Source organism: Arthrobacter sp. K410C (assembly GCF_059090105.1).
This window is the reverse complement of record NZ_JBNHFJ010000019.1, coordinates 1-20,060: the sequence shown is the minus strand read 5'-3', so window position 1 is coordinate 20,060 and position 20,060 is coordinate 1. Positions and strand designations below refer to the sequence as shown.

The following is a 20,060-nucleotide window of genomic DNA, read 5'->3' as shown; positions in this document are numbered from 1 at the left end:
CGGGGGCCAACGCTTAGAATAGTGCGGTGACTTCCAGCAATGATTCGTTTGTCCACCTGCACACCCACACCGAATATTCCATGCTGGATGGAGCAGCCCGCCTGGGAGAGCTGTTCGATGAAACCGAACGCCTGGGCATGCCCGCGCTGGCCACCACGGACCACGGGTACCTGTTCGGCGCCTTCGACTTCTGGCAGAAGGCCCAGGCCAAGGGCATCAAACCGATCATCGGCGTCGAAGCCTATGTGACTCCCGGCACCGCGCGCACGGACAAGGAGCGTGTCCGCTGGGGGGACGAGTCGCAGCGCAAGGACGACGTCTCCGGCGGTGGCTCCTACACCCACATGACCCTGCTGAGCTACAACAACGTGGGCATGCGGAACCTCTTCCGGGCCTCGTCCATCGCCTCGCTTGACTCTGTCTTCGGCAAATGGCCGCGCCTGGACCGCGAGCTCCTCAACACCTACTCCGAGGGTCTCATCGCCACTACCGGCTGCCCGTCCGGGGAAGTGCAGACCAGGCTCCGGCTGGGCCAATACCGCGAAGCGCTGGAGGCGGCCGCCGAGTTCCGGGACATCTTCGGCGCGGAAAACTACTTCTGCGAACTGATGGACCACGGCCTGGACATCGAACGCCGCGTCACCGGCGACCTGCTTCGGCTTGCCAAGGAACTCAACCTGCCCCTGGTGGCCACCAACGACCTCCACTACACCCATGAACACGACGCCAAGGCCCACGAGGCGCTGCTGGCCATCCAGTCGGGTTCCACCCTGCTGGAGCCCACCTACGACAACGGGGGTTCGCGCTTCGCCTTCTCCGGCAGCGGCTACTACCTGAAGTCCCCGCAGGAGATGCGCGAACTCTTCCGCGACCACCCCGAAGCGTGCGACAACACCCTCCTGATTGCCGAGCGCTGCGAGGTGTCCTTCAACACGGACGCCAACTACATGCCCCGGTTCCCCTGCCCGCCCGGCGAGGACGAGACCTCCTGGCTGGTCAAGGAAGTGGACAAGGGCCTGCAGTACCGTTACCCGAAAGGCGTGCCGGACGAGGTCCGCAAGCAGGCCGACTACGAGCTGGGCGTCATCACCTCCATGGGCTTCCCGGGCTACTTCCTGGTGGTGGCGGACTTCATCAACTGGGCCAAGAACAACGGCATCCGGGTGGGTCCTGGCCGTGGTTCCGGCGCCGGCTCCATGGTTGCCTACGCGATGCGCATCACCGACCTCGACCCCCTGCGGCACGGCCTGATCTTCGAACGCTTCCTCAACCCCGACCGTGTCTCCATGCCCGACTTCGACGTCGACTTCGATGACCGGCGGCGGCCCGAGGTCATCGACTACGTCACGCGCAAATATGGCGACGAGCGCGTAGCGATGATCGTCACCTACGGCACCATCAAGACCAAGCAGGCGCTCAAGGACTCCTCCCGCGTCCTCGGCTACCCCTTCAGCATGGGCGAACAGCTCACCAAGGCGCTGCCGCCCGCCGTCATGGCGAAGGACATTCCGCTCGCCGACATCCAGAACCCGGAAGCGAAGCGCTACAGCGAGGCAGGGGACTTCCGCCAGCTGATCGCCACGGATCCCGAGGCCGCCAAGGTGTTCGAAACCGCGCTCGGCATCGAAGGGCTGAAGCGCCAGTGGGGCGTCCACGCGGCCGGCGTGATCATGTCCTCGGATCCGATCATCGACGTCATCCCGATCATGCGCCGGTTCCAGGACGGGCAGGTGATCACCCAGTTCGACTACCCCACGTCGGAGGGACTGGGCCTGATCAAGATGGACTTCCTGGGCCTGCGGAACCTGACGATCATTTCCGACGCCCTCGAGAACATCAAGATGAACCGCGGCATCGACCTGGACCTCGAAAACCTCGAGCTGGACGACGCTGCCTCCTACGAGCTGCTGGCCCGCGGCGACACCCTGGGCGTGTTCCAGCTCGACGGCGGCCCCATGCGGTCCCTGCTCAAGCTCATGAAGCCTGACAACTTCGAGGACATCTCCGCCGTGCTGGCCCTGTACCGGCCCGGCCCCATGGGCGCCAACGCCCACACGGACTACGCGCTCCGCAAGAACGGCGTCCAGGAAGTGGTCCCCATCCACCCTGAACTGGAGGAGCCGCTCAGGGAGATCCTCGGCGGGACGTTCGGCCTGATCGTGTACCAGGAGCAGGTCATGGCCGTAGCGCAGAAGCTGGCGGGGTACTCGCTGGGCCAGGCAGACATCCTGCGCCGCGCCATGGGCAAGAAGAAAAAGTCCGAACTGGACAAGCAGTTCGCCGGCTTCTCCCAGGGCATGCAGGACAACGGCTACTCCATGGAGGCCGTCAAGACCCTGTGGGACATCCTGCTGCCGTTCTCCGACTACGCCTTCAACAAGGCCCACTCGGCCGCTTACGGCGTGATCTCCTACTGGACCGCGTACCTCAAGGCGCACTATGCGCCGGAGTACATGGCCGCCCTGCTGACCTCCGTGGGTGACGACAAGGACAAGTCGGCCATCTACCTCAACGAATGCCGGCGCATGGGCATCACCGTGCTTCCGCCGGACGTCAACGAATCCGCCCTGAACTTCACCCCGGTGGGCAACGACATCCGCTTCGGGATGGGGGCCATCCGGAACGTCGGCGTCAACGCGGTGGAGGCCATGGTGGCGGCCCGCGAAAGCGAGGGCGCCTACACGTCCTTCAAGGATTACCTGATGAAGGTTCCGGCGGTGGTCTGCAACAAGCGCACCATCGAATCGCTGATCAAGTCAGGCGCCTTCGATTCTCTGGGGCACACCCGCCGCGCCCTGGCCATGGTCCACGAAGAGGCCATCGACTCGGTCATCACCCTGAAGCGGAACGAGGCAATCGGCCAGTTCGACCTCTTTGCCGGGATCGGGGAGGCGGAGTCGGAGTCGTCCCTCAGCATTGAGATCCCGGACCTGCCGGAGTGGGAGAAGAAGGACAAGCTGTCCTTCGAACGGGACATGCTGGGCCTGTACGTTTCGGACCACCCGCTGCAGGGCCTGGAAGGCCTCCTCAGCCAGCACGCGGAGATGAGCATCACGTCGGTGCTGGGGGAGGACGGGCCGCAGGACGGCGCCATCATCACCATCGCCGGAATGATCACGTCCCTGAGCCGCCGGATTGCCAAGGCCAGCGGCAACGCCTACGCCCGGGCGGAGGTTGAGGACCTGGGCGGTTCCATGGAAGTGATGTTCTTCGGCCAGGTCTACGGTCCCATCGCGTCGGTGCTGGCCGAGGACCTGATCGTGGTGGTCAAGGGCCGCCTGCAGAAGCGGGACGACGGCGCGGTGACGCTGAACTGCATGGAGCTTTCCGTCCCGGACCTGAGCGAGGGCATGAACGGTCCCCTGGTGATCACCATGCCCACGCACAAGGCCACGGAGGCCGTAGTCACTGAGCTGGGCGACGTGCTGCGCACCCACCGGGGCAACTCCGAGGTCCGCCTGCACCTGCAGGGCGATACCCGCACGGAGGTCATGGCCCTGCCCGTGCACCTCCGGGTGAACCCCAGCCCGTCCCTGTTCGGCGACCTCAAAGTGCTGCTCGGTCCGGCCTGCCTGGACGCCTGACAAAGCCGCGGACGACGACGGGCTGCACGTTCCGCCGTCGTCCGCGGTTCGCGGCGGGAAGCGTCAGATCTCGTAGTCCAGGGGCATGGGCTGCCCGTAGGCGCCGCCGTGGTACAGCAGGGGCGACCCTTCGCCGCCCACCTGGCCGTCAATCACCTGGACCACCACCACTGCGTTGTTCTCGAAGGAGAGCCGCATCTGTACCTCGCCGACGAGCCAGCCGGCAACGTCCTTCAGGATGGGCACGCCGTGCGGCCCGATCTCCCAGTGGTTGCCTTCGAAGCGGTTGCCCGGGCGGGCAAAGCGAGCGGCCAGTTCCTGGTTCTCCAGCCCCAGCATGTGGACGCCCAGGTACTGCGTGTTGGCCACGGCCGGCCAGGACCTGGAGCTGCGGGCCATGTTGAATGTGAACCGCGGCGGTTTGGCTGACAGCGACGCCACCGACGTTGCAGTGAACCCGTAGGGCTCGTCCTGGTAGTTCACCGTGATGATGGCAACCCCCGCGGCATGGCGCCGGAACATCTCCCGGAACGTCTGCTCGAAGGGCGCGCTGTTGTCGGCCACCGGAAACTCCTGACAGTGGATGGGTGCTTCCCTCCAAGCGTATTGTCAGCAGGCTCCACGGGGGAATCGCCTGGCGGTGCGGGTCTGCGCGTTGCGCCGCCGGAACGTTTGTTAAGGTTTGTTGCATGGTCAAACCTTTCCGCCGTGCTTCCTCGCGGCTGCCGTGGGCCCTGCTGGCGGTTCCGGCGGCGGCGGGTGTCCCGGCAGGCATCCTTTGGTGGGTGCTCGCGCCCGGCGGCCTGAACCTGATCACCAGGGATCCCGGCCTCGCAGCGGGGACCAACCCGGCAGTCTGGCTGCCGCGCGACCTGACCCTTGCCGCCATCCTGGTTGTTGCCGGCTACATGCTGGGCGTCTTCCTGGCGGACAAAAAACGCGCCAACCCGCAGGCGGCACTGCTGCTGGGGCTCGGCGGCGCCATTGCGGGCAGCGTCCTGGCATGGCAGGCAGGCGTGCTGTCCGCCAGCCTTTGGGGACCGGCGGTGGATGCATCCGCCAACGCGAGCATCGCCTTCTCGCTCCGGGCTCTGCCGGTGCTGCTGCTGTGGCCGGCGGCTGCGGCGATCTCCGTCTTCGTGCTGGAACTGCAGGATTTGCTGGGAAAGAAGCCAGGCAGCGGCGCCGACGCGGCCGGTCCCGCCCCGGGCCGTACCGCACCATGACGGCAGCCACAGCAGCGGGCCGTTGGCAGGGGCACCCGCTCCGGCCCGTAAAATGGTGCGGTGACCATTTCTTCGGAGTTTCCCGCCCCCGCGACTGCCGCCGTGAACTTTCGCACCATTGATGTGCGGGGACAAAGCCTCACCCTCGCTGGCCTGCGCGCAGCGGTGCCGCGGGCCAAGGGCCAGACTGTTGCCGACGCCGAAGAAAAAGTCCTGGACATCATTGCTGCCGTCCGGCGCGGCGGCTTCGCGGCCCTCGGCGAGTTGGCGCTCCGCTTCGATGGCGTGACCCAGGAGCACCCCCTGGTTCCGCAAGACGTCCTCGCGGGCGCACTGGAACAGCTGGACCCGGCGGTGCGTGCGGCCCTTGAGGAATCCATCAGCCGGGCACGCAGGTTCGCGGACGGGCAGCGCCCGCGCAACGTTGACGTGGAACTGGGGGACGGCGCCGTGGTCAGCCAGAACTGGGTGCCGGTGGCGCGGGTGGGGCTGTATGTGCCTGGCGGCCTCGCCGTGTACCCGTCCTCGGTGATCATGAACGTGGTTCCGGCTCTTGCCGCCGGGGTGGAGTCCATTGCCCTCGCTTCACCCCCGCAGAAGGAATTCGGCGGCCTGCCCCACCCCACCATCCTTGCTGCGGCAGCGCTGCTCGGCATCACCGAGGTGTACGCGATCGGCGGGGCGCAGGCCATCGCCGCCTTCGCCTACGGCGTGGCGGAAACGCCTGCCGGTCCTGCCCTCGAGCCCGTGGATGTGGTGACGGGTCCGGGCAACATCTTCGTGGCCACCGCCAAGCGCCTGGTCAAGGGCGTGGTCGGTATCGACTCCGAGGCCGGCACCACGGAGATCGCCATCCTGGCTGATGCCTCGGCCCAGCCCGCGCTCGTCGCCGCGGACCTGATCAGCCAGGCCGAACACGACCCCCAGGCAGCCTCAGTGCTCATCACCGATTCGGAGGACCTTGCCTCCGCAGTCCGGGCTGAACTCGACCGGCAGGCTGCCGCCACCAAGCACTCGGACCGGGTGCGCGAGGCGCTCTCGGGGCCGCAGTCAGGCGTCGTCCTGGTGGACGGCCTCGACCAGGGTATTGCCGCCTGCGACGCCTACGCCGCGGAACACCTGGAGATCATGACCCGCGACGCGTCTGCTGTCGCCGCCCGGATCCGGAACGCCGGCGCCATCTTCGTGGGGGACTACAGCCCGGTCAGCCTGGGAGACTACTGCGCGGGCTCCAACCACGTGCTTCCCACCAGCGGCACGGCCGCCTTCTCGTCCGGGCTCAACGTGACCACGTTCCTGCGCGCCATCCAGGTGGTCAACTACAGCCGTGAGGCGCTCAAGGAAGTCAGCGGCCACATCGTGAATCTCTCCCGCGCGGAGGATCTTCCGGCTCACGGCGACGCCGTCACCGCGCGGTTTCCGGAGGACTAGCACTACATCTGGTAATTACAGGCTTGTTATTACGCTACATATGCCCGTAAACTGGAAGGCGCTACAGCGCGGATCTTCCGCGCGCTCATTTGGGATATCCCGGCAGCGGGACAATGCGAGGGAGGGACACCATGTACTGTCCGTTCTGCCGCAACCCTGACTCCCGCGTGGTGGACAGCCGCATGGCGGATGACGGCTCGGCCATCCGGCGGCGCCGGCAGTGCCCCGAGTGCGGCCGCCGGTTCACCACGGTGGAAACCACCAGCCTCTCCGTCATCAAGCGCTCCGGCGTGGGCGAGCCCTTCAGCCGCAGCAAGGTGATCAACGGCGTGCGCAAGGCCTGCCAGGGCCGGCCCGTCAGTGAGGATGACCTCGCGCTGCTTGCCCAGGAAGTGGAGGAGCAGATCCGCGCGTCCGGCGCCGCGGAAATCGACGCACACGAGGTCGGCCTGATTATCCTGGGGCCGCTGCAGAAGCTGGACAAGGTGGCCTACCTCCGGTTCGCCAGCGTCTACCAGGCCTTCGAATCCCTCGAGGATTTCGAAACGGCCATCTCCCTGCTGCGCCACGAGGCGGAGCAGGATGCCAAGGGCGCGCCGGCGAAAAACGCCAAGGGCACGGAGAAAAGCCCCCTCTAATCTCCGGTGGCCGCAGCGGAGGGGAAGCCGCAGCCGCCACCGGCACATAAGACAGGACGCCCCCTTCCGGTACCGGAAGGGGGCGTCCTGTCTTTAAGCGTCGTCCGTTCCCGGACTACTTTGCCAGCTTGTGCTTCAGTGCGATCTCGATGGCGGCGCCCACGATGCCTGCCTCGTTCCGCAGGACTGCGGGAACAATGGGGGTGCGCAGTTTCAGCTTGGGCAGGTACTCGTCCGCGCGCTTGGAGATGCCGCCGCCAACGATGAACAGTTCGGGGGAGAACAGGAACTCCACGTGGGAGAAGTAGCGCTGCAGCAGCACGCTGTACTCGTCCCAGGTCAGGCCGTCCCGTTCACGTGCCACCGCGGATGCTTTCGTTTCGGCGTCGAAGCCGTCGATTTCCAGGTGGCCCAGTTCGGCATTGGGGACGAGCTTGCCGTCGAAGATGAAGGCTGAGCCGATGCCCGTACCGAGGGTGATCACCAGGACGGTACCGCCGACGCCCGCGCCGGCACCGTAACGGGCCTCTGCGAGGCCTGCCGCGTCGGCGTCGTTAATGACCTCGACGGGCCGGTTGAGCCGTGCGGTGAGCATGGCGTCGATGTCTGTCTCCAGCCAGCTCTTGTCGACGTTGGCCGCTGAGTGCACCACCCCGTGCTGGATGATGCCCGGGAAGGTGACGCCGACCGGGGAACCGGCGGCGGGCGCCTCGGGGCGGGCCGAAAGTTCAGCCACCACCAGGGCCACGGCTTCCGTCACGGACTCGGGAGTGGCGGGCTGGGGGGTGGGAACCCGGAACCGATCACCTACCAGCTTGCCCTTCTTGAGGTCGACAATGCCGCCCTTGATTCCCGTGCCTCCGATGTCGATGCCGATCAGCGGGGCGTTCTTGTGCGACTTCTCGTCCTTCTTGGCCAAAGTGGGTTTCCGTTCGTGGCAGGTGCGGGCAGGAAAAGGGCGGCCGGTGGCCGGCCCCGGAAAGGATATCCGGCCAGGGGCCGGTGGTTCAGTTCATCAGGGGTGTGAGCACGCCAGGCATGCGTGCGGCACTCAGGGCAGGGTGAGGATCTCGGCACCGGATTCGGTCACCAGCAGCGTGTGCTCGAACTGGGCGGTGCGCTTGCGATCCTTGGTGACCACGGTCCAGTCGTCCGCCCACATGTCCCACTCCACGGTGCCCAGCGTGAGCATCGGCTCGATGGTGAACACCATGCCGGCCTCGATGACGGTGCTGTAGGCCGGGGCTGCGTCGTAATGCGGGATGATCAGTCCGGTGTGGAATGCTTCCCCTACGCCGTGGCCGGTGAAATCGCGGACCACCCCATAGCCGAACCGCTTGGCGTAGGACTGGATGGCCCTGCCGATGACGTTGATCTCACGGCCGGGGGCTACGGCCTTGATGGCCCGGTTCAGCGACTCCTGTGTGCGTTCCACCAGCAGGCGGGATTCCTCGTCCACATCGCCCACCAGGAAGGTGTAGTTGGTGTCGCCGTGGACGCCGTTGATGTAGGCCGTGATGTCGATGTTGAGGATATCGCCGTCCTGGACCACTGTGCTGTCCGGAATGCCGTGGCAGATGACCTCATTCAGCGAGGAGCACAGCGACTTCGGAAATCCCCGGTAGCCGAGGGTGGAGGGGTAGGCATTGTGGTCCAGGAGGAACTCGTGGCCCACCTTGTCCAGCTGGTCCGTGGTCACGCCGGGCTGGATGTGTTTTCCCACTTCAACGATGGCCTGCGCGGCGATTTTTCCGGCGATGCGGATCTTCTCGATCGTTTCGGCTGACTTCACCTCGGACCCCGTGAATTTGGCGGGGGCGGGCCTGCCGACATACTCCGGGCGGGGGATGGACGCCGGGACGGAACGCTGCGGGCCTACGGTACCGGGGGTGAGGGTGCCGATGGGTGCAGTGGAGGCAAGGGAAGGCATAGATTGATCATATAAGGCACCACAGAACGCCTAACAACCGGGAGCCGTGCAGGGCGCGCGTATGCATTTGTGTTACGCGGGTCACGCCGCAGCTTCCCTGCCTGCCGGAACGGGAGCAACGATGACTGAGTACTGGTACAACATCAGGACCCACGAGGTGGAAGAGGACCGACTCTCAGACTGGAGCCAGCTGATCGGGCCCTACCAGACACGCGAAGATGCCGAGCACGCCCTTGAGAAGGTCCGGGCCCGCAACGAGGCGTGGGAAAAAGACGACGACGACTGACGGCAAGCGGTATTGCCTGGCCCGCGGCGCGTCCTGCGGGAGCAGTCGCTGTCAGAAAGAGTGCTCCGGGCCAGGGAACTGCCCGGACCGCACGTCGTCGCCATAGGCCGTAGCGGCATCGAGGAGCGTACTGCGCAGGTCGGCGTACTGCTTGACGAACTTGGCCATCCGGCCGCCCCGCAGGCCGGCCATGTCCTGCCAGACGAGGACCTGGCCGGTGGTTTCCTTGCCTGCGCCGATGCCCACGGTGGGGACGCTGACCGCTGCATCCACGGCAGCCGCCGTCTGGGCCGGCACCATCTCCATGAGCACGCAGAATGCGCCGGCATCGGCAAGGGCCACCGCGTCGTCGATCAGGCGCTGGGCGTCGTCGCCCCGGCCCTGTACCCGGTACCCGCCCAGGGCGTGCTCGCTCTGCGGAGTGAAGCCGATGTGGGCCATGACGGGGATGCCTGCCTGCACCATGGCCCGGACGGTGGAGGCGTAGTACTGGCCGCCCTCGATCTTGACGGCGTGCGCCAGGCCTTCCTTCAGGAACCGGACCCCGGCGGCCACGGCCTGCTCCGCGGAAACCTCGTAGCTGCCGAACGGCAGGTCTGCCACCACCAGTGCCCGCTTGGCGGACCTGGCGACGGCGCGGCACAGCGGAAGCAGTTCGTCCACCGTGACGGGAAGGCTGGTCTCGTTGCCGAACACGTTGTTGGACGCCGAGTCGCCCACCAGGAGGACCTCGATGCCGGCGGCGTCGAAGATTTCGGCCGTGTACTGCTCGTAAGCGGTCAGCATGGCGAATTTGGTGCCGTCGCGCTTGGCCTGCTGCAGGTGGTGGATGCGTACCTTGCCCGGCTTGGCTGCCGGGCCGGGTGCCGGTGCCTGCGCAGGCGCGTTGCCGTAGGGTGCGGGGACTTCGGCGGACGCGCTGGAGTTCGAGCTGTTGCTTGAGGCCATGGCATGAGCGTAGTGCGGTACCTGCCGTCCTAGCTACATGGCCTGGGCCGCGTGCGGGGTGATAAGGGTCATATGCGCTGGGCGCCCACATATGTTGCCCGGACTACGCAGAGCCCGACGGCGGCCCTCTCCGGGATGCCGCGGGTGTTAACGCTGTGTTACGCGCGGCGCAGACGCCAGCATTGGCGCCGAATGCTTAGTACAGTGTTTGTGAACTGCTGCCGGCTTCCCCCAATCACCGCGGACCCCGGAGCATGGACGTTGACCGGAGAAGAGGCCATCATGGACCGCCAGCAAGAGTTTGTCCTGCGCACAATCGAAGAGCGCGACGTACGTTTCGTGCGCCTGTGGTTCACCGACGTCGTAGGTTCGCTCAAGTCTGTTGCCCTGGCGCCGGCCGAGGTCGAAGGCGCCTTCGAGGAAGGGCTGGGCTTCGACGGCTCGGCCATCGAGGGCCTTGCCCGTGTCTTCGAATCGGACATGCTGGCACAGCCTGACCCGTCAACGTTCCAGATCCTGCCCTGGCGCGGCGAGACGGAGCAGACATCGCGCATGTTCTGCGACATCCTTACCCCTGACGGCGAACCCTCCGCGGCTGATCCGCGCAACGTCCTGAAGCGGACGCTCGCCAAGGCCGCCGACATGGGCTTCACCTGCTACACCCACCCGGAAATCGAGTTCTACCTGCTCAAGTCGCAGGAGCTCGGCCCGGACGGAGCGCCGGTGCCGGTTGACGAGGGCGGCTACTTCGACCACGTCCCGGGCGGCGTTGCCCAGGACTTCCGCCGCACCGCGGTGACCATGCTGGAATCAGTCGGCATCTCCGTGGAGTTCAGCCACCACGAAGGCGGACCCGGACAGAACGAGATCGACCTCCGCTACGCGGATGCGCTGCAGACCGCGGACAACATCATGACCTTCCGCACGGTCATCAAGGAAGTGGCCCTGCAGCAGGGCACCTACGCTACCTTCATGCCGAAGCCGTTCACGACCCACCCGGGCTCCGGCATGCATACGCACTTCTCCCTGTTCGAAGGGGACACCAACGCGTTCTACGAGGCCGGCGCGGAATTCCAGCTGTCCAAGACCGCCCGCCAGTTCATCGCCGGCATCCTCAAGCACGCTCCGGAATTCACCGCCGTGACCAACCAGTTCGTGAACTCCTACAAGCGCCTCTGGGGCGGCGGCGAGGCTCCCAGCTACCTGAGCTGGGGCCACAATAACCGCTCGGCCCTGGTCCGCGTTCCGCTGTACAAGCCGGGCAAGGGCCAGTCCGCCCGGATCGAGTACCGCGGCATCGACTCGGCCGCGAACCCTTACCTGGCATACGCGGTGCTGCTCGGTGCCGGGTTGAAGGGCATTGAGGAAGGCTACGACCTTCCGGCGGCCGCCGAAGACGACGTCTGGTCGCTGAGCTCGGCAGAACGCCGCGCCATGGGTCACGACCCCCTGCCGGCCAGCCTGCACGACGCTATCCGCTCGATGGAGGATTCCGAGCTGATGCCGCAGATCCTGGGCGAGCAGGTGTTCGAGCACTTCCTGCGCAACAAGCGCGCGGAGTGGCAGGACTACCGGCTGCAGGTCACGCCCTACGAACTGCAGCGCAACCTCGGCATCCTCTAGGCGGCGGGCGTGAGCCTGGCACGCCGCCTGATCGCGGCTGGTTTCAGCGACCTGGACAAAGGCGAACGGTTCCTGGCCGCCCGGGAACTCGAAGGCCTGGACCAGGACACGCTGTTCGCCGGACTGCAAATGGCGGCCAGCCCGGACACCGCCCTGCAGTCCCTGGTCCGGCTGATCGAAAAGCATCCGGACCTCCGGGAACTGGCTGGTGCCGAGCCAGACACCAGCGAGCCGCTGTACCGGGTGCTGGGCGCATCCGAGGCGCTGGGCGAGTTCCTCATCCGGCATCCCGAGCATCTCGAAGCCTTCAATGTCCGGGCCAGTCCCGAACCGTTGCCGGGAGACCCGGAGAAGCTGCGCGCAACCCTGCTGCAGTCCGTAGGGGCAGACCCGCGGGCAGTGCGGCCAGTTGCCGCAGCAACCGGGCCGGATGCCTACGCAGCCCTGCGCACCGCCTACCGCAGGGGAGTGGTGGACCTTGCCGTCAAGGACCTGTGCGCGGCAGACCCCCTCGACTTCCTGCCCTCGGTGGGAGGGGAACTTGCAGACCTTGCCGGTGCCGCCATCGAGGCCGCACTGGCAGTTTCCCGGGCCGAGGCCGCCGAACAGTACGGCGCCCCTGATGTGGCGGAGGTCGGGCTGGCCGTGATCGGCATGGGCAAATGCGGGGCGCGCGAGCTGAACTACATCTCCGACGTCGATGTCATTTACGTGGTGGATAGCGGAGGGCTGGAGGACGCCCGGGCCAACACCATCGGCACGGCGCTGGCCAGCGGCATCTCCCGGGCCATCTCCTCGGTGGCGCGGGAACCCGGCCTTTGGGAGGTGGACGCCAACCTGCGGCCCGAGGGCAAGTCGGGACCCCTGGTGCGCACGCTGGCCTCTCATGAGACCTACTACGCGCGCTGGGCGGAGAGCTGGGAGTTCCAAGCGCTACTGAAGGCCCGGACCATCGCCGGGGATGCCGAACTGGGGCGGCGGTACGAGGACGCCGTGGAGCCGCTGATCTGGAGTTCGGCGGGCAGGGACGGCTTCGTGGAATCTGTCCAGGCCATGCGGCGCCGGGTCACCGAGCACATTCCGGCGGCGGAGGAACAGCGGCAGATCAAATTGGGCCGCGGCGGACTGCGGGACGTCGAGTTCACCGTCCAGCTGCTGCAGCTTGTCCACGGCAAGGCGGATGAGACCCTGCGACGCCGGGACACCACCTCCGCGATTGCGGCCCTGTCCGCGGGTGGCTACATCGGCAGGTCCGACGCCGCCGCCTTCGACAACGCCTACCGGTACCTGAGGCTGCTGGAGCACCGGATCCAGCTGTTCCAGCTGCGCCGGACCCACCTCATGCCCGTTGCCGAGCCAGCGCTTCGGGCGCTGGCCAAAGCCGTCCTGGGCCCGTTCTCGAATGAGCGGCCGCATCCCGACGCGCTGCTGGCCGCCTGGCAGAAGACCAAGCGCTCCGTGCGGGAACTGCATGAGCGGATCTTCTACCGGCCCCTGCTGAATACCGCCGCCAGGCTCAGCAGCGAAGATGCCAGGCTCACCCCGGAAGCTGCCCAGGGCCGGCTTGCTGCCCTCGGCTATCGGGACCCGCAGGGCGCCATGCGGCATATCGAGGCTTTGACGGCTGGAGTCAGCCGGCGGGCGGCACTGCAGAAGCAGCTGCTTCCAATCCTCCTCGACTGGCTCGCGGAAGGAGTGGACCCCGACGCCGGCCTGCTCGCCTTCCGGCGGGTCAGCGAGGCCCTGGGCACCACGCACTGGTACCTCGGCATGCTTCGGGACTCCAATGCCGCTGCCGAGCGCCTCTGCCACATGCTCTCGAACTCACGGCTGATCGCGGACCTGCTGGAAGTTTCGCCTGAGTCGGTTGCCTGGCTCGGCCAGGACAAGGACCTGGTGCCGGTGCCGTTCGAGGCGCAATGGCAGGAAATCACCTCCAAAATGTCGCGGCACTCCGATCCCGAAAGTGCCATGCGCCTCATCAGGCTCATCCGGCGGCGGGAGATCCTGCGGATCGCCGTCGCCGATTCCGCCGGGCTGCTGGATCAGGACCAGGTGGGCACCGCGCTGGCCGACACTGACAGGGCGGCAGTCCTGGGCGCCCTCCGCGTGGCCGAGGGCATCGTCTCCGCCGGCGGGCCCTTGAAGACGGCCGTGCTGGTCGTGGCGATGGGCCGCCAGGGCGGCCGCGAGATCGGGTACGGTTCGGACGCCGACGTGATGTACGTGCACCGGGCGCTCCCGGGCTACGCGGAGGCGGAGGCACAGGAACAGGCTGCCCGCATCGTCACCAAAGTCTCAAGCCTGCTGACCCAGCCCGTGAAGCCGGCCATCATGGCTGAGCGGGTGCTCCAGATGGACGCCGACCTCCGCCCGGAGGGGAAGAGCGGGGCCATGGTGCGGTCCCTGGACTCGTTCGCCGAGTACTACCGCCGCTGGTCGCTCATCTGGGAGGCCCAGGCACTCCTGCGGGCACGTCCCATGGCGGGCGACGACGACCTGGCAGCGGACTTCTTGGCGCTGATCGACCCCATCCGTTACCCCGACGAGGTGTCCGACCAGGACGTCCGGGAGATCCGCAGGATCAAGGCACGGGTGGAATCCGAACGCCTTCCCCGCGGGGCCGATCCCGCCCGCCACCTCAAACTCGGCCGCGGCGGCCTCAGCGACGTCGAATGGCTGGTCCAGCTGCTGCAGCTGCAGCACGCGGGCAAGCACCCCGAGCTGCGCACCACCTCCACGGTGGAAGCGCTGGAAGCCGCTGCCCGGCTGGAACTCCTCGGCCGTGAGGACGCGGACCTCCTGGCTCAGGCATGGCGGCTGGCCAGCCGGATCAGGTCCGCAAATGTCATCTGGAGCGGCAAGGCATCCGACCTCCTGCCGTCGTCGCGCCGCGACCTTGAGGCCGTGGCGCGGTGGTGCGGCTACGAACCGGGCCATGCGGCCGCGCTGGAAGAGGACTACCTGCGCGTCAGCCGCCGCGCCCGGGCCGTGTTCGAACGCGTGTTCTACGGGCAATAGCCGTTTTCCGGCTGCTGTCCCTTTGTCCGGGCCCGGTGCTACCTTTGGCCCATGGCAACCCAACTCTTCCTGAACCTGCCCGTCAAAGACCTCCAGCGCTCCGTCGATTTCTTCTCCGCCCTTGGCTTTTCCTTCAACCCGGACTACACGGACGAGAATGCCACGTGCATGATCGTCAACGACAATGCCTGCGTGATGCTACTGGTGGAGGACTACTTCCGGACCTTTACCTCCAAGGACGTCGCCGGCACTGCGGGGGCGGCGGAAGCCATCATGTCCTACAGCGTGGACAGCCGGGAGGCCGTTGATCAGGCGGTAAGTGCCGCCCTTGCTGCTGGCGGCACGTTGTCGGAGGATCCCCGGGACCTGGGCTTTATGTACAACCACAGCTTCCAGGATCCCGACGGGCACCTTTGGGAGGTCTTTTGGATGGATCCTGCCGGAATGGCCGACCCTGCTGCCGGCAGCACCTCCGGCACCGTCCAGTCCTGAACGGCGAAGGCGTCTGGCTCATCCCGCTGCGGGACCTCGATGCCGACGCCCAGGCCATCCAGCTCAACGAGGTAGCGCAGCTGGAGCTCAGCCCGGGCCAGGAACGCTTCGTGGGAGATCCCCTGCGGATGGCCCTGGCCGCCCTGGCCGAGGAATCGCGGCGCCCCTACGTCATTGAGTCGGACGGGCGGGCTGCGGGAGTACTCACTTTGCAGCGTGGGGCGGCACGCCTGGCTGGCTGGCCGGACGATGACAGCGCATGGCTCCTGCGGGGCTTCCTGGTGGACCGGCGGCTGCAGGGTCGCGGGATCGGCCGCCACGCAGCCGTTGCTGCCGTGGGGGCTGCCGCCCGGCTGACTGCGCGGCACCGCACCGGGGAGTCCGGCGTCGTGCTGTCCGTCAACGAAGCCAACCCCGCCGGACTTGCCGCCTACCGGTTTGCCGGATTCACTGACCACGGCCGCTACAACGGCGGCCCGTCCGGCCCGCAACGCACCATGTTCCGACGCTTCACGGATGCGGGAATGAGGTAACGGCGGCAGGGCGGCATTGCACTCCATGACGGATTGGCCGAGTATGTGGATTGGCGGTGTTCTTCAACCTTGTTGGGGGGAAGGCTGGATCAGTCTTCGTCTCGGGGGGCATTCGTCAGGGGGTCCGGCTCCCGGTCTCAGCACGTCAGGGGCCGGGCTCCCACCTTCGGGCAGCGCACCCGGCGTCATCGCGCAGGCGCCAACCTTTTTGGGCGCGGCTTATGCTTGGCCCATGTCTACCGATGAAGAGAAGGACCCTCCCGTGCCCGCTGATGTTGAAGGCAAGATCCCACGCAAGGTCCACGACCCGGACGCAGATGATCATGAGGTGCCGACCGACGCGGAACGCAACGGCACCTAGTCCGGCCGGGATAAGCCAAGAACCTTCCTGAACAGCGAAAGGCCCCGCGACTTGGGGGAATCGCGGGACCTCTCGGGCTACTCCAACATTGGGGGATTGCGAAGTAACCGAACACAAAGTTACTGGGCAGTAGCGTAGTCTCGCAAATCGAGGTTCAGCCGGGGTGCGAACGGATACACGAAAGGCGGCTACACGTTTCGGAAAACATGTAGCCGCCTGAACTCGTTCTGGAATGTGCGGACGGTCTGCGGACTATCGCCGCGCCACCCGCATGATCCGGCTAGACGCCGTAGTAGAGCTCGAACTCGTAGGGGTTCGGGCGCAGGGACAGCGGGCGGATCTCGTTCTCGTACTTGTACTCGATCCAGGTGTCGATCAGGTCCTGGGTGAACACGCCACCGGCCTGCAGGAATTCGTTGTCCTCGCGGAGGGCCTCGAGGGCCTCCTCGAGCGTGCCCGGTGCCTTGGGGATGTCCTTGGCTTCCTCGGCGGGGAGCTCGTAGAGGTCCTTGTCGATCGGCGCGGGCGGTTCGATGCGGTTGCGGATGCCGTCAATGCCGGCCATCAGCTGGGCAGCGAAGGCCAGGTACGGGTTGGAAGAGGGGTCCGGTGCGCGGAATTCGATGCGCTTGGCCTTCGGGTTGCTGCCCGTAATGGGGATGCGGATACCGGCGGAGCGGTTGCCCTGCGAGTAGACCATGTTGACCGGAGCCTCGAAGCCCTTGACCAGGCGGCGGTAGGAGTTCACCGTCGGGTTGGTGAAGGCCAGGACGGCGGAGGCGTGCTTCAGCAGGCCGCCGATGTACCAGCGGGCGGTGTCGGACAGGCCGGCGTAGCCCTTCTCGTCGTAGAACAGGGGCTGGCCACCGTTCCACAGCGACTGGTGGCAGTGCATGCCGGAGCCGTTGTCACCGAAGACGGGCTTCGGCATGAAGGTCACGGACTTGCCCCAGGCATCTGCGGTGTTCTTGATGACGTACTTGAACTTCTGCAGGTCATCGGCAGCGTGGGTCAGGGTGGTGAACTTGTAGTTGATCTCAGCCTGGCCGGCGGAGCCGACCTCGTGGTGGCTGCGCTCGACCTCGAGGCCTGCTTCGTCCAGGGCCACGCACATGGCGTCGCGCAGGTCAGCCTGCTTGTCGGTGGGGGAGACCGGGAAGTAACCGCCCTTGACGGGGGTCTTGTAGCCGAGGTTGCCGCCCTCTTCCTCGCGGCCGGTGTTCCAGTGTGCTTCCTCGGAGTCGATCTTGTAGAAGCTGCCCTGCGGGGAGGACTGGTACTGGACGTTGTCGAACACGAAGAACTCGGCTTCGGGAGCGAAGAATGCGGTGTCGGCGATGCCGGTGGACGCGAGGTAGGCCTCAGCCTTCTCTGCAACGCCGCGGGGGTCGCGGTGGTAGGGGTCACCGGTGCGGGGGTTGACGATGGAGAAGTTCAGCGCGAGCGTCTTTTCCATGCGGAAGGTGTCCAGGAACGCGGTGGTCACGTCCGGGATCAGCTGCATGTCGGACTCCGCGATGCCCTGGAAGCCGCGGATGGAGGAGCCGTCAAAGAGTTGGCCGTTGATGAAGAAGTCGGCGTCAACGCTCTTGGCGGGGACGTTGAAGTGCTGCTGCACGCCCGGAAGATCGGTGAAGCGGATATCGACGAACTTAATATCTTCGTCCCTGATGAACTGGAGGACTTCGTCCGCAGTCTTAAACATCTATGCTCCTAACGCATATGTAATATCTGGCGTGCAAGCCATCTGATCCAGCGCAATCCGAAAGCAGGGAGAACCTGCAGTTATCCCTGCTGCGTTGTCCGTGCTGTGTGCTTGTCCCTGCCGGGGAATTGCTTGAAACTGCTAACAGCCTATGGACGCGGCATTTCCCGTCCATGTCCACATTGTTTCGGGCAAGTTACAGAATGCCCCGTTAGGGCAACGCTATCGGCAGTACGCATCATGTTCCAACGCTATCCGGCATCCGGGCAGTGCGCGGGAAAGAGGCCGGTAAACTTGGACAGTGGTAGATCGCAAAGACATTGGTTCCTGGCTCAGTGGACCGGACACCTCCGGCATCTCGAAGTACCCGGGGGAGCGGCTGGGACTTCCCGAATCCGGGCCCGGGTCCATCGCACGGGCCGGCCGGCGCATCCTGGCGATCATGATCGACTGGGGCATCGCGCTCCTGATCAGCAACTTCGCCTTTGATGGAAACTCCTGGGCCACCCTGGCGGTGTTCGCCGTCGAGCAAACCCTCCTGGTGGGCACCCTCGGATACAGCATCGGGCACCGCGCCATGGGCATTGCCGTGGTGAAGCCGGGCGGCGGAGTCCCGGGCCCGCTGGCTGCCCTTGTGCGGGCCGTACTGCTTTGCCTGGTGATCCCCGCCGTCATCTTCGATCCCGACCAGCGCGGACTGCACGACAAAGCCATGAACACCCTGCTCATCCGCCGGTAAGGGCCTCCGCGCACGGCCGGCCCTGACGCGCCCCTAGAGGCGTGCGGATTCCCTCGTCGCCGCGGGGCTTGTCTCCGCAGGCACACCCCTGAGGTACCCCCGCTTACCTGCCCACCGCTCGAACAGGATGGTGGCGAACGGAAAGACTGCGGAAACACCCGCAAAAAGAGCCACCCTGAACGGCCAGCGCTGCAGCCTCCACAGGGCAAGCGCCGCAGCACCGTAGCCCACGAACAGTGCACCGTGGATCGGCCCGGCTACCTGGACACCAATCTCGGTGGTGCCTGCAATCCACTTGAAATACATGCCGATCAGCAGGGCAGCCCAGCTGATGGCTTCGGCGACGGCGAGGATCCGGAATGCGCGGATGACCAGGTTCTTTAGTGGCATGGGAACGTCCTGTCCTTGATGGGGCAGTGGAAAGAGGTTGGCAGCTGCAAGAAAAAATGCCCCGGCGGCCGGTCGGAACCGGTAACCGGGGCGTTCCCAGGCCTAGCGTCCGCGGTTGGGACGCGCCTTGTAGGGGTCGATGCCCTTCGGGATGGGGAGCCTGTTGCCCAGCGACGCGATGCGCTTGGAAACAGCATTGACTTCGACCTTGGTCAGTTCCTTCTTCAGCTTGCCCATCTTCTTGGCAACCTGGCTGAGCGGCACCTGGCCCTCGCCGCGGCCGCTCTCGATCACGTGCACGGTAACGTTGGGCAGGATCCGCGCCAGGCGCTTCCGCTCGGCATCCAGCAGCGGCTTCACGCGGTGGCTGGGGCCTTCGCTGACCAGTACGACGCCGGGGCGGCCGATGGCGCGGAACACGGCATCCTGGGTGCGCGGGTTAACAGCAACGGGCTGTTCTTCCGTAATCCAGCCGCGGCGGAGGGTTCCGAGCGCGGCACCGGAGGCGCCAGGCTGGTTCTCGATCTGGGCGAAGGCGGCGCGCTCCGCACGGCGCGAGAGGATCAGGGTTGCGCCCAGCAAACCAAGCGGGATGCCGATTATCAGGCCCGTAATCCAGTTTTCCAGCCAGAAACCCACCAGGAAGCTCACGGCCACCACACCCAGGAACACCAGCAGCATCAGCCACGGCACCATGGGATCGTGCCGGCGGGTCATGGTGAAGACTTCGCGGATCTGCTTGAGCCTGCTGGGCTTCTTGGCTTTGGCTTCTTTCGGCTTGCGCGAGAAGAGGCCGCGCTTCACTGCGCTGGAGCCCGCCGGAGTGGAGTTGCTGGAATCAGGGGATTTCGCCATAGTGCCTCAATTCTACGTGACTTAAGCCCAGGGGCCGGACGCCGAATCATCGGCGTCCGGCCCCTGCGGCACGCACTGGACTATGAAGTTGCTGCTTCCTAGGAGCGGGCTGCCAGCACGCTGGCGGCTTCCTGGCGGGTGGTGCCGGAGTCCTGGATGCCGTCGGCGATGTGGGCGAGTTCGGCGGGGATGTCGCGGCCTTTTTTGCGCATGGCGGTGGCCCAGAGCCGGCCGGCGCGGTAGGAGGAGCGGACCAGGGGCCCGGACATGACGCCGAGGAAGCCGATTTCTTCGGCTT

Annotated in this window: 18 protein-coding genes and 1 pseudogene; 11 read left to right on the top strand and 8 right to left on the bottom strand. The window is 66.2% G+C overall.

All coding sequences use genetic code 11. From position 1 onward, the window contains the following. Nucleotides 1–26 precede the first annotated feature (26 nt). Complete coding sequence (dnaE, locus tag AC5RU7_RS18555; RefSeq protein ID WP_494053470.1) at nucleotides 27–3,584, top strand: DNA polymerase III subunit alpha; 3,558 nt, start codon at nucleotides 27–29, stop codon at nucleotides 3,582–3,584. Between the two features lie 63 nt (nucleotides 3,585–3,647). Here the strand turns inward: dnaE and AC5RU7_RS18550 are convergent, their stop codons facing one another. Next, nucleotides 3,648–4,148 (bottom strand): flavin reductase family protein, encoded by a 501-nt coding sequence (locus AC5RU7_RS18550; RefSeq protein ID WP_494053469.1) that lies wholly within the window; start codon nucleotides 4,146–4,148, stop codon nucleotides 3,648–3,650. 125 nt (nucleotides 4,149–4,273) lie between these two features. Here AC5RU7_RS18550 and AC5RU7_RS18545 point away from each other — a divergent pair, with 125 nt between their 5' ends. The 3 genes from AC5RU7_RS18545 to nrdR all read left to right on the top strand — a co-directional run bounded on the left by AC5RU7_RS18545 (nucleotide 4,274) and on the right by nrdR (nucleotide 6,879). Next, nucleotides 4,274–4,810, top strand: a complete 537-nt coding sequence (locus AC5RU7_RS18545; RefSeq protein ID WP_494053468.1) for a hypothetical protein — start codon at nucleotides 4,274–4,276, stop codon at nucleotides 4,808–4,810. Between the two features lie 60 nt (nucleotides 4,811–4,870). Then, nucleotides 4,871–6,241, top strand: coding sequence for a histidinol dehydrogenase (hisD, locus tag AC5RU7_RS18540; RefSeq protein WP_494053467.1), 1,371 nt, complete (start codon nucleotides 4,871–4,873; stop codon nucleotides 6,239–6,241). A gap of 131 nt (nucleotides 6,242–6,372) precedes the next feature. Next, complete coding sequence (gene nrdR, locus AC5RU7_RS18535; protein ID WP_494011937.1) at nucleotides 6,373–6,879, top strand: transcriptional regulator NrdR; 507 nt, start codon at nucleotides 6,373–6,375, stop codon at nucleotides 6,877–6,879. Nucleotides 6,880–6,994: 115 nt separating this feature from the next. Here nrdR and ppgK read toward each other — a convergent pair whose 3' ends face one another. Both ppgK and map read right to left on the bottom strand, forming a co-directional pair. Further along, nucleotides 6,995–7,798 carry a polyphosphate--glucose phosphotransferase gene (gene ppgK / locus AC5RU7_RS18530; protein WP_494011936.1) on the bottom strand — a complete coding sequence of 268 codons (804 nt, stop codon included), beginning with the start codon at nucleotides 7,796–7,798 and terminating at the stop codon, nucleotides 6,995–6,997. A 132-nt stretch (nucleotides 7,799–7,930) separates the two neighbouring features. Beyond that, nucleotides 7,931–8,809: a type I methionyl aminopeptidase gene (gene map / locus AC5RU7_RS18525; RefSeq protein WP_494011935.1), complete on the bottom strand. Its 879-nt coding sequence runs from the start codon at nucleotides 8,807–8,809 to the stop codon at nucleotides 7,931–7,933. Between the two features lie 121 nt (nucleotides 8,810–8,930). Here map and AC5RU7_RS18520 point away from each other — a divergent pair, with 121 nt between their 5' ends. Further along, nucleotides 8,931–9,095: an SPOR domain-containing protein gene (locus tag AC5RU7_RS18520; RefSeq protein ID WP_494011934.1), complete on the top strand. Its 165-nt coding sequence runs from the start codon at nucleotides 8,931–8,933 to the stop codon at nucleotides 9,093–9,095. Between the two features lie 51 nt (nucleotides 9,096–9,146). Here the strand turns inward: AC5RU7_RS18520 and panB are convergent, their stop codons facing one another. Continuing rightward, nucleotides 9,147–10,043, bottom strand: a complete 897-nt coding sequence (gene panB / locus AC5RU7_RS18515) for a 3-methyl-2-oxobutanoate hydroxymethyltransferase (protein ID WP_494053466.1) — start codon at nucleotides 10,041–10,043, stop codon at nucleotides 9,147–9,149. Nucleotides 10,044–10,325: 282 nt separating this feature from the next. Here panB and glnA (AC5RU7_RS18510) point away from each other — a divergent pair, with 282 nt between their 5' ends. From glnA (AC5RU7_RS18510) to AC5RU7_RS18490, 5 genes are all read left to right on the top strand, one after another. Next, entirely contained in the window at nucleotides 10,326–11,666 is a 1,341-nt protein-coding gene (gene glnA / locus AC5RU7_RS18510; RefSeq protein ID WP_494011932.1) for a type I glutamate--ammonia ligase, read from the top strand. Between the two features lie 9 nt (nucleotides 11,667–11,675). Further along, complete coding sequence (locus AC5RU7_RS18505) at nucleotides 11,676–14,687, top strand: bifunctional [glutamine synthetase] adenylyltransferase/[glutamine synthetase]-adenylyl-L-tyrosine phosphorylase (protein ID WP_494053465.1); 3,012 nt, start codon at nucleotides 11,676–11,678, stop codon at nucleotides 14,685–14,687. Nucleotides 14,688–14,738: 51 nt separating this feature from the next. Next, nucleotides 14,739–15,179: a VOC family protein gene (locus AC5RU7_RS18500; protein ID WP_494011930.1), complete on the top strand. Its 441-nt coding sequence runs from the start codon at nucleotides 14,739–14,741 to the stop codon at nucleotides 15,177–15,179. Next, nucleotides 15,176–15,712, top strand: a complete 537-nt coding sequence (locus AC5RU7_RS18495; RefSeq protein ID WP_494053498.1) for a GNAT family N-acetyltransferase — start codon at nucleotides 15,176–15,178, stop codon at nucleotides 15,710–15,712. The genes AC5RU7_RS18500 and AC5RU7_RS18495 overlap by 4 nt, the downstream gene beginning before the upstream one ends. A gap of 232 nt (nucleotides 15,713–15,944) precedes the next feature. Further along, nucleotides 15,945–16,073 carry a hypothetical protein gene (locus tag AC5RU7_RS18490; RefSeq protein WP_494011929.1) on the top strand — a complete coding sequence of 43 codons (129 nt, stop codon included), beginning with the start codon at nucleotides 15,945–15,947 and terminating at the stop codon, nucleotides 16,071–16,073. 280 nt (nucleotides 16,074–16,353) lie between these two features. Here the strand turns inward: AC5RU7_RS18490 and glnA (AC5RU7_RS18485) are convergent, their stop codons facing one another. Beyond that, nucleotides 16,354–17,778 carry a type I glutamate--ammonia ligase gene (glnA, locus tag AC5RU7_RS18485; protein ID WP_494011928.1) on the bottom strand — a complete coding sequence of 475 codons (1,425 nt, stop codon included), beginning with the start codon at nucleotides 17,776–17,778 and terminating at the stop codon, nucleotides 16,354–16,356. Between the two features lie 301 nt (nucleotides 17,779–18,079). Here glnA (AC5RU7_RS18485) and AC5RU7_RS18480 point away from each other — a divergent pair, with 301 nt between their 5' ends. Then, on the top strand, nucleotides 18,080–18,517 hold the full coding sequence (locus tag AC5RU7_RS18480) for an RDD family protein (RefSeq protein WP_494011927.1): 438 nt from the start codon (nucleotides 18,080–18,082) through the stop codon (nucleotides 18,515–18,517). Between the two features lie 33 nt (nucleotides 18,518–18,550). Here the strand turns inward: AC5RU7_RS18480 and AC5RU7_RS18475 are convergent, their stop codons facing one another. The 3 genes and pseudogenes from AC5RU7_RS18475 to AC5RU7_RS18465 all read right to left on the bottom strand — a co-directional run. Further along, nucleotides 18,551–18,907: a DUF3817 domain-containing protein gene (locus AC5RU7_RS18475; protein WP_494011926.1), complete on the bottom strand. Its 357-nt coding sequence runs from the start codon at nucleotides 18,905–18,907 to the stop codon at nucleotides 18,551–18,553. A gap of 102 nt (nucleotides 18,908–19,009) precedes the next feature. Beyond that, nucleotides 19,010–19,762 (bottom strand): DUF4191 domain-containing protein, encoded by a 753-nt coding sequence (locus tag AC5RU7_RS18470; RefSeq protein ID WP_494011925.1) that lies wholly within the window; start codon nucleotides 19,760–19,762, stop codon nucleotides 19,010–19,012. 98 nt (nucleotides 19,763–19,860) lie between these two features. Beyond that, nucleotides 19,861–20,060: pseudogene (locus AC5RU7_RS18465) on the bottom strand (lipoyl synthase); the annotation flags it as partial.

Coding starts and splice junctions, on each gene's coding strand:
- AC5RU7_RS18490 (WP_494011929.1), top strand. CDS start 15,945: ATGTCTACCGATGAAGAGAAGGACCCTCCCGTGCCCGCTGATGTTGAA.
- map (WP_494011935.1), bottom strand. CDS start 8,809: ATGCCTTCCCTTGCCTCCACTGCACCCATCGGCACCCTCACCCCCGGT.
- AC5RU7_RS18475 (WP_494011926.1), bottom strand. CDS start 18,907: ATGCCACTAAAGAACCTGGTCATCCGCGCATTCCGGATCCTCGCCGTC.
- AC5RU7_RS18470 (WP_494011925.1), bottom strand. CDS start 19,762: ATGGCGAAATCCCCTGATTCCAGCAACTCCACTCCGGCGGGCTCCAGC.
- glnA (WP_494011932.1), top strand. CDS start 10,326: ATGGACCGCCAGCAAGAGTTTGTCCTGCGCACAATCGAAGAGCGCGAC.
- glnA (WP_494011928.1), bottom strand. CDS start 17,778: ATGTTTAAGACTGCGGACGAAGTCCTCCAGTTCATCAGGGACGAAGAT.
- panB (WP_494053466.1), bottom strand. CDS start 10,043: ATGGCCTCAAGCAACAGCTCGAACTCCAGCGCGTCCGCCGAAGTCCCC.
- AC5RU7_RS18500 (WP_494011930.1), top strand. CDS start 14,739: ATGGCAACCCAACTCTTCCTGAACCTGCCCGTCAAAGACCTCCAGCGC.
- AC5RU7_RS18545 (WP_494053468.1), top strand. CDS start 4,274: ATGGTCAAACCTTTCCGCCGTGCTTCCTCGCGGCTGCCGTGGGCCCTG.
- AC5RU7_RS18520 (WP_494011934.1), top strand. CDS start 8,931: ATGACTGAGTACTGGTACAACATCAGGACCCACGAGGTGGAAGAGGAC.
- nrdR (WP_494011937.1), top strand. CDS start 6,373: ATGTACTGTCCGTTCTGCCGCAACCCTGACTCCCGCGTGGTGGACAGC.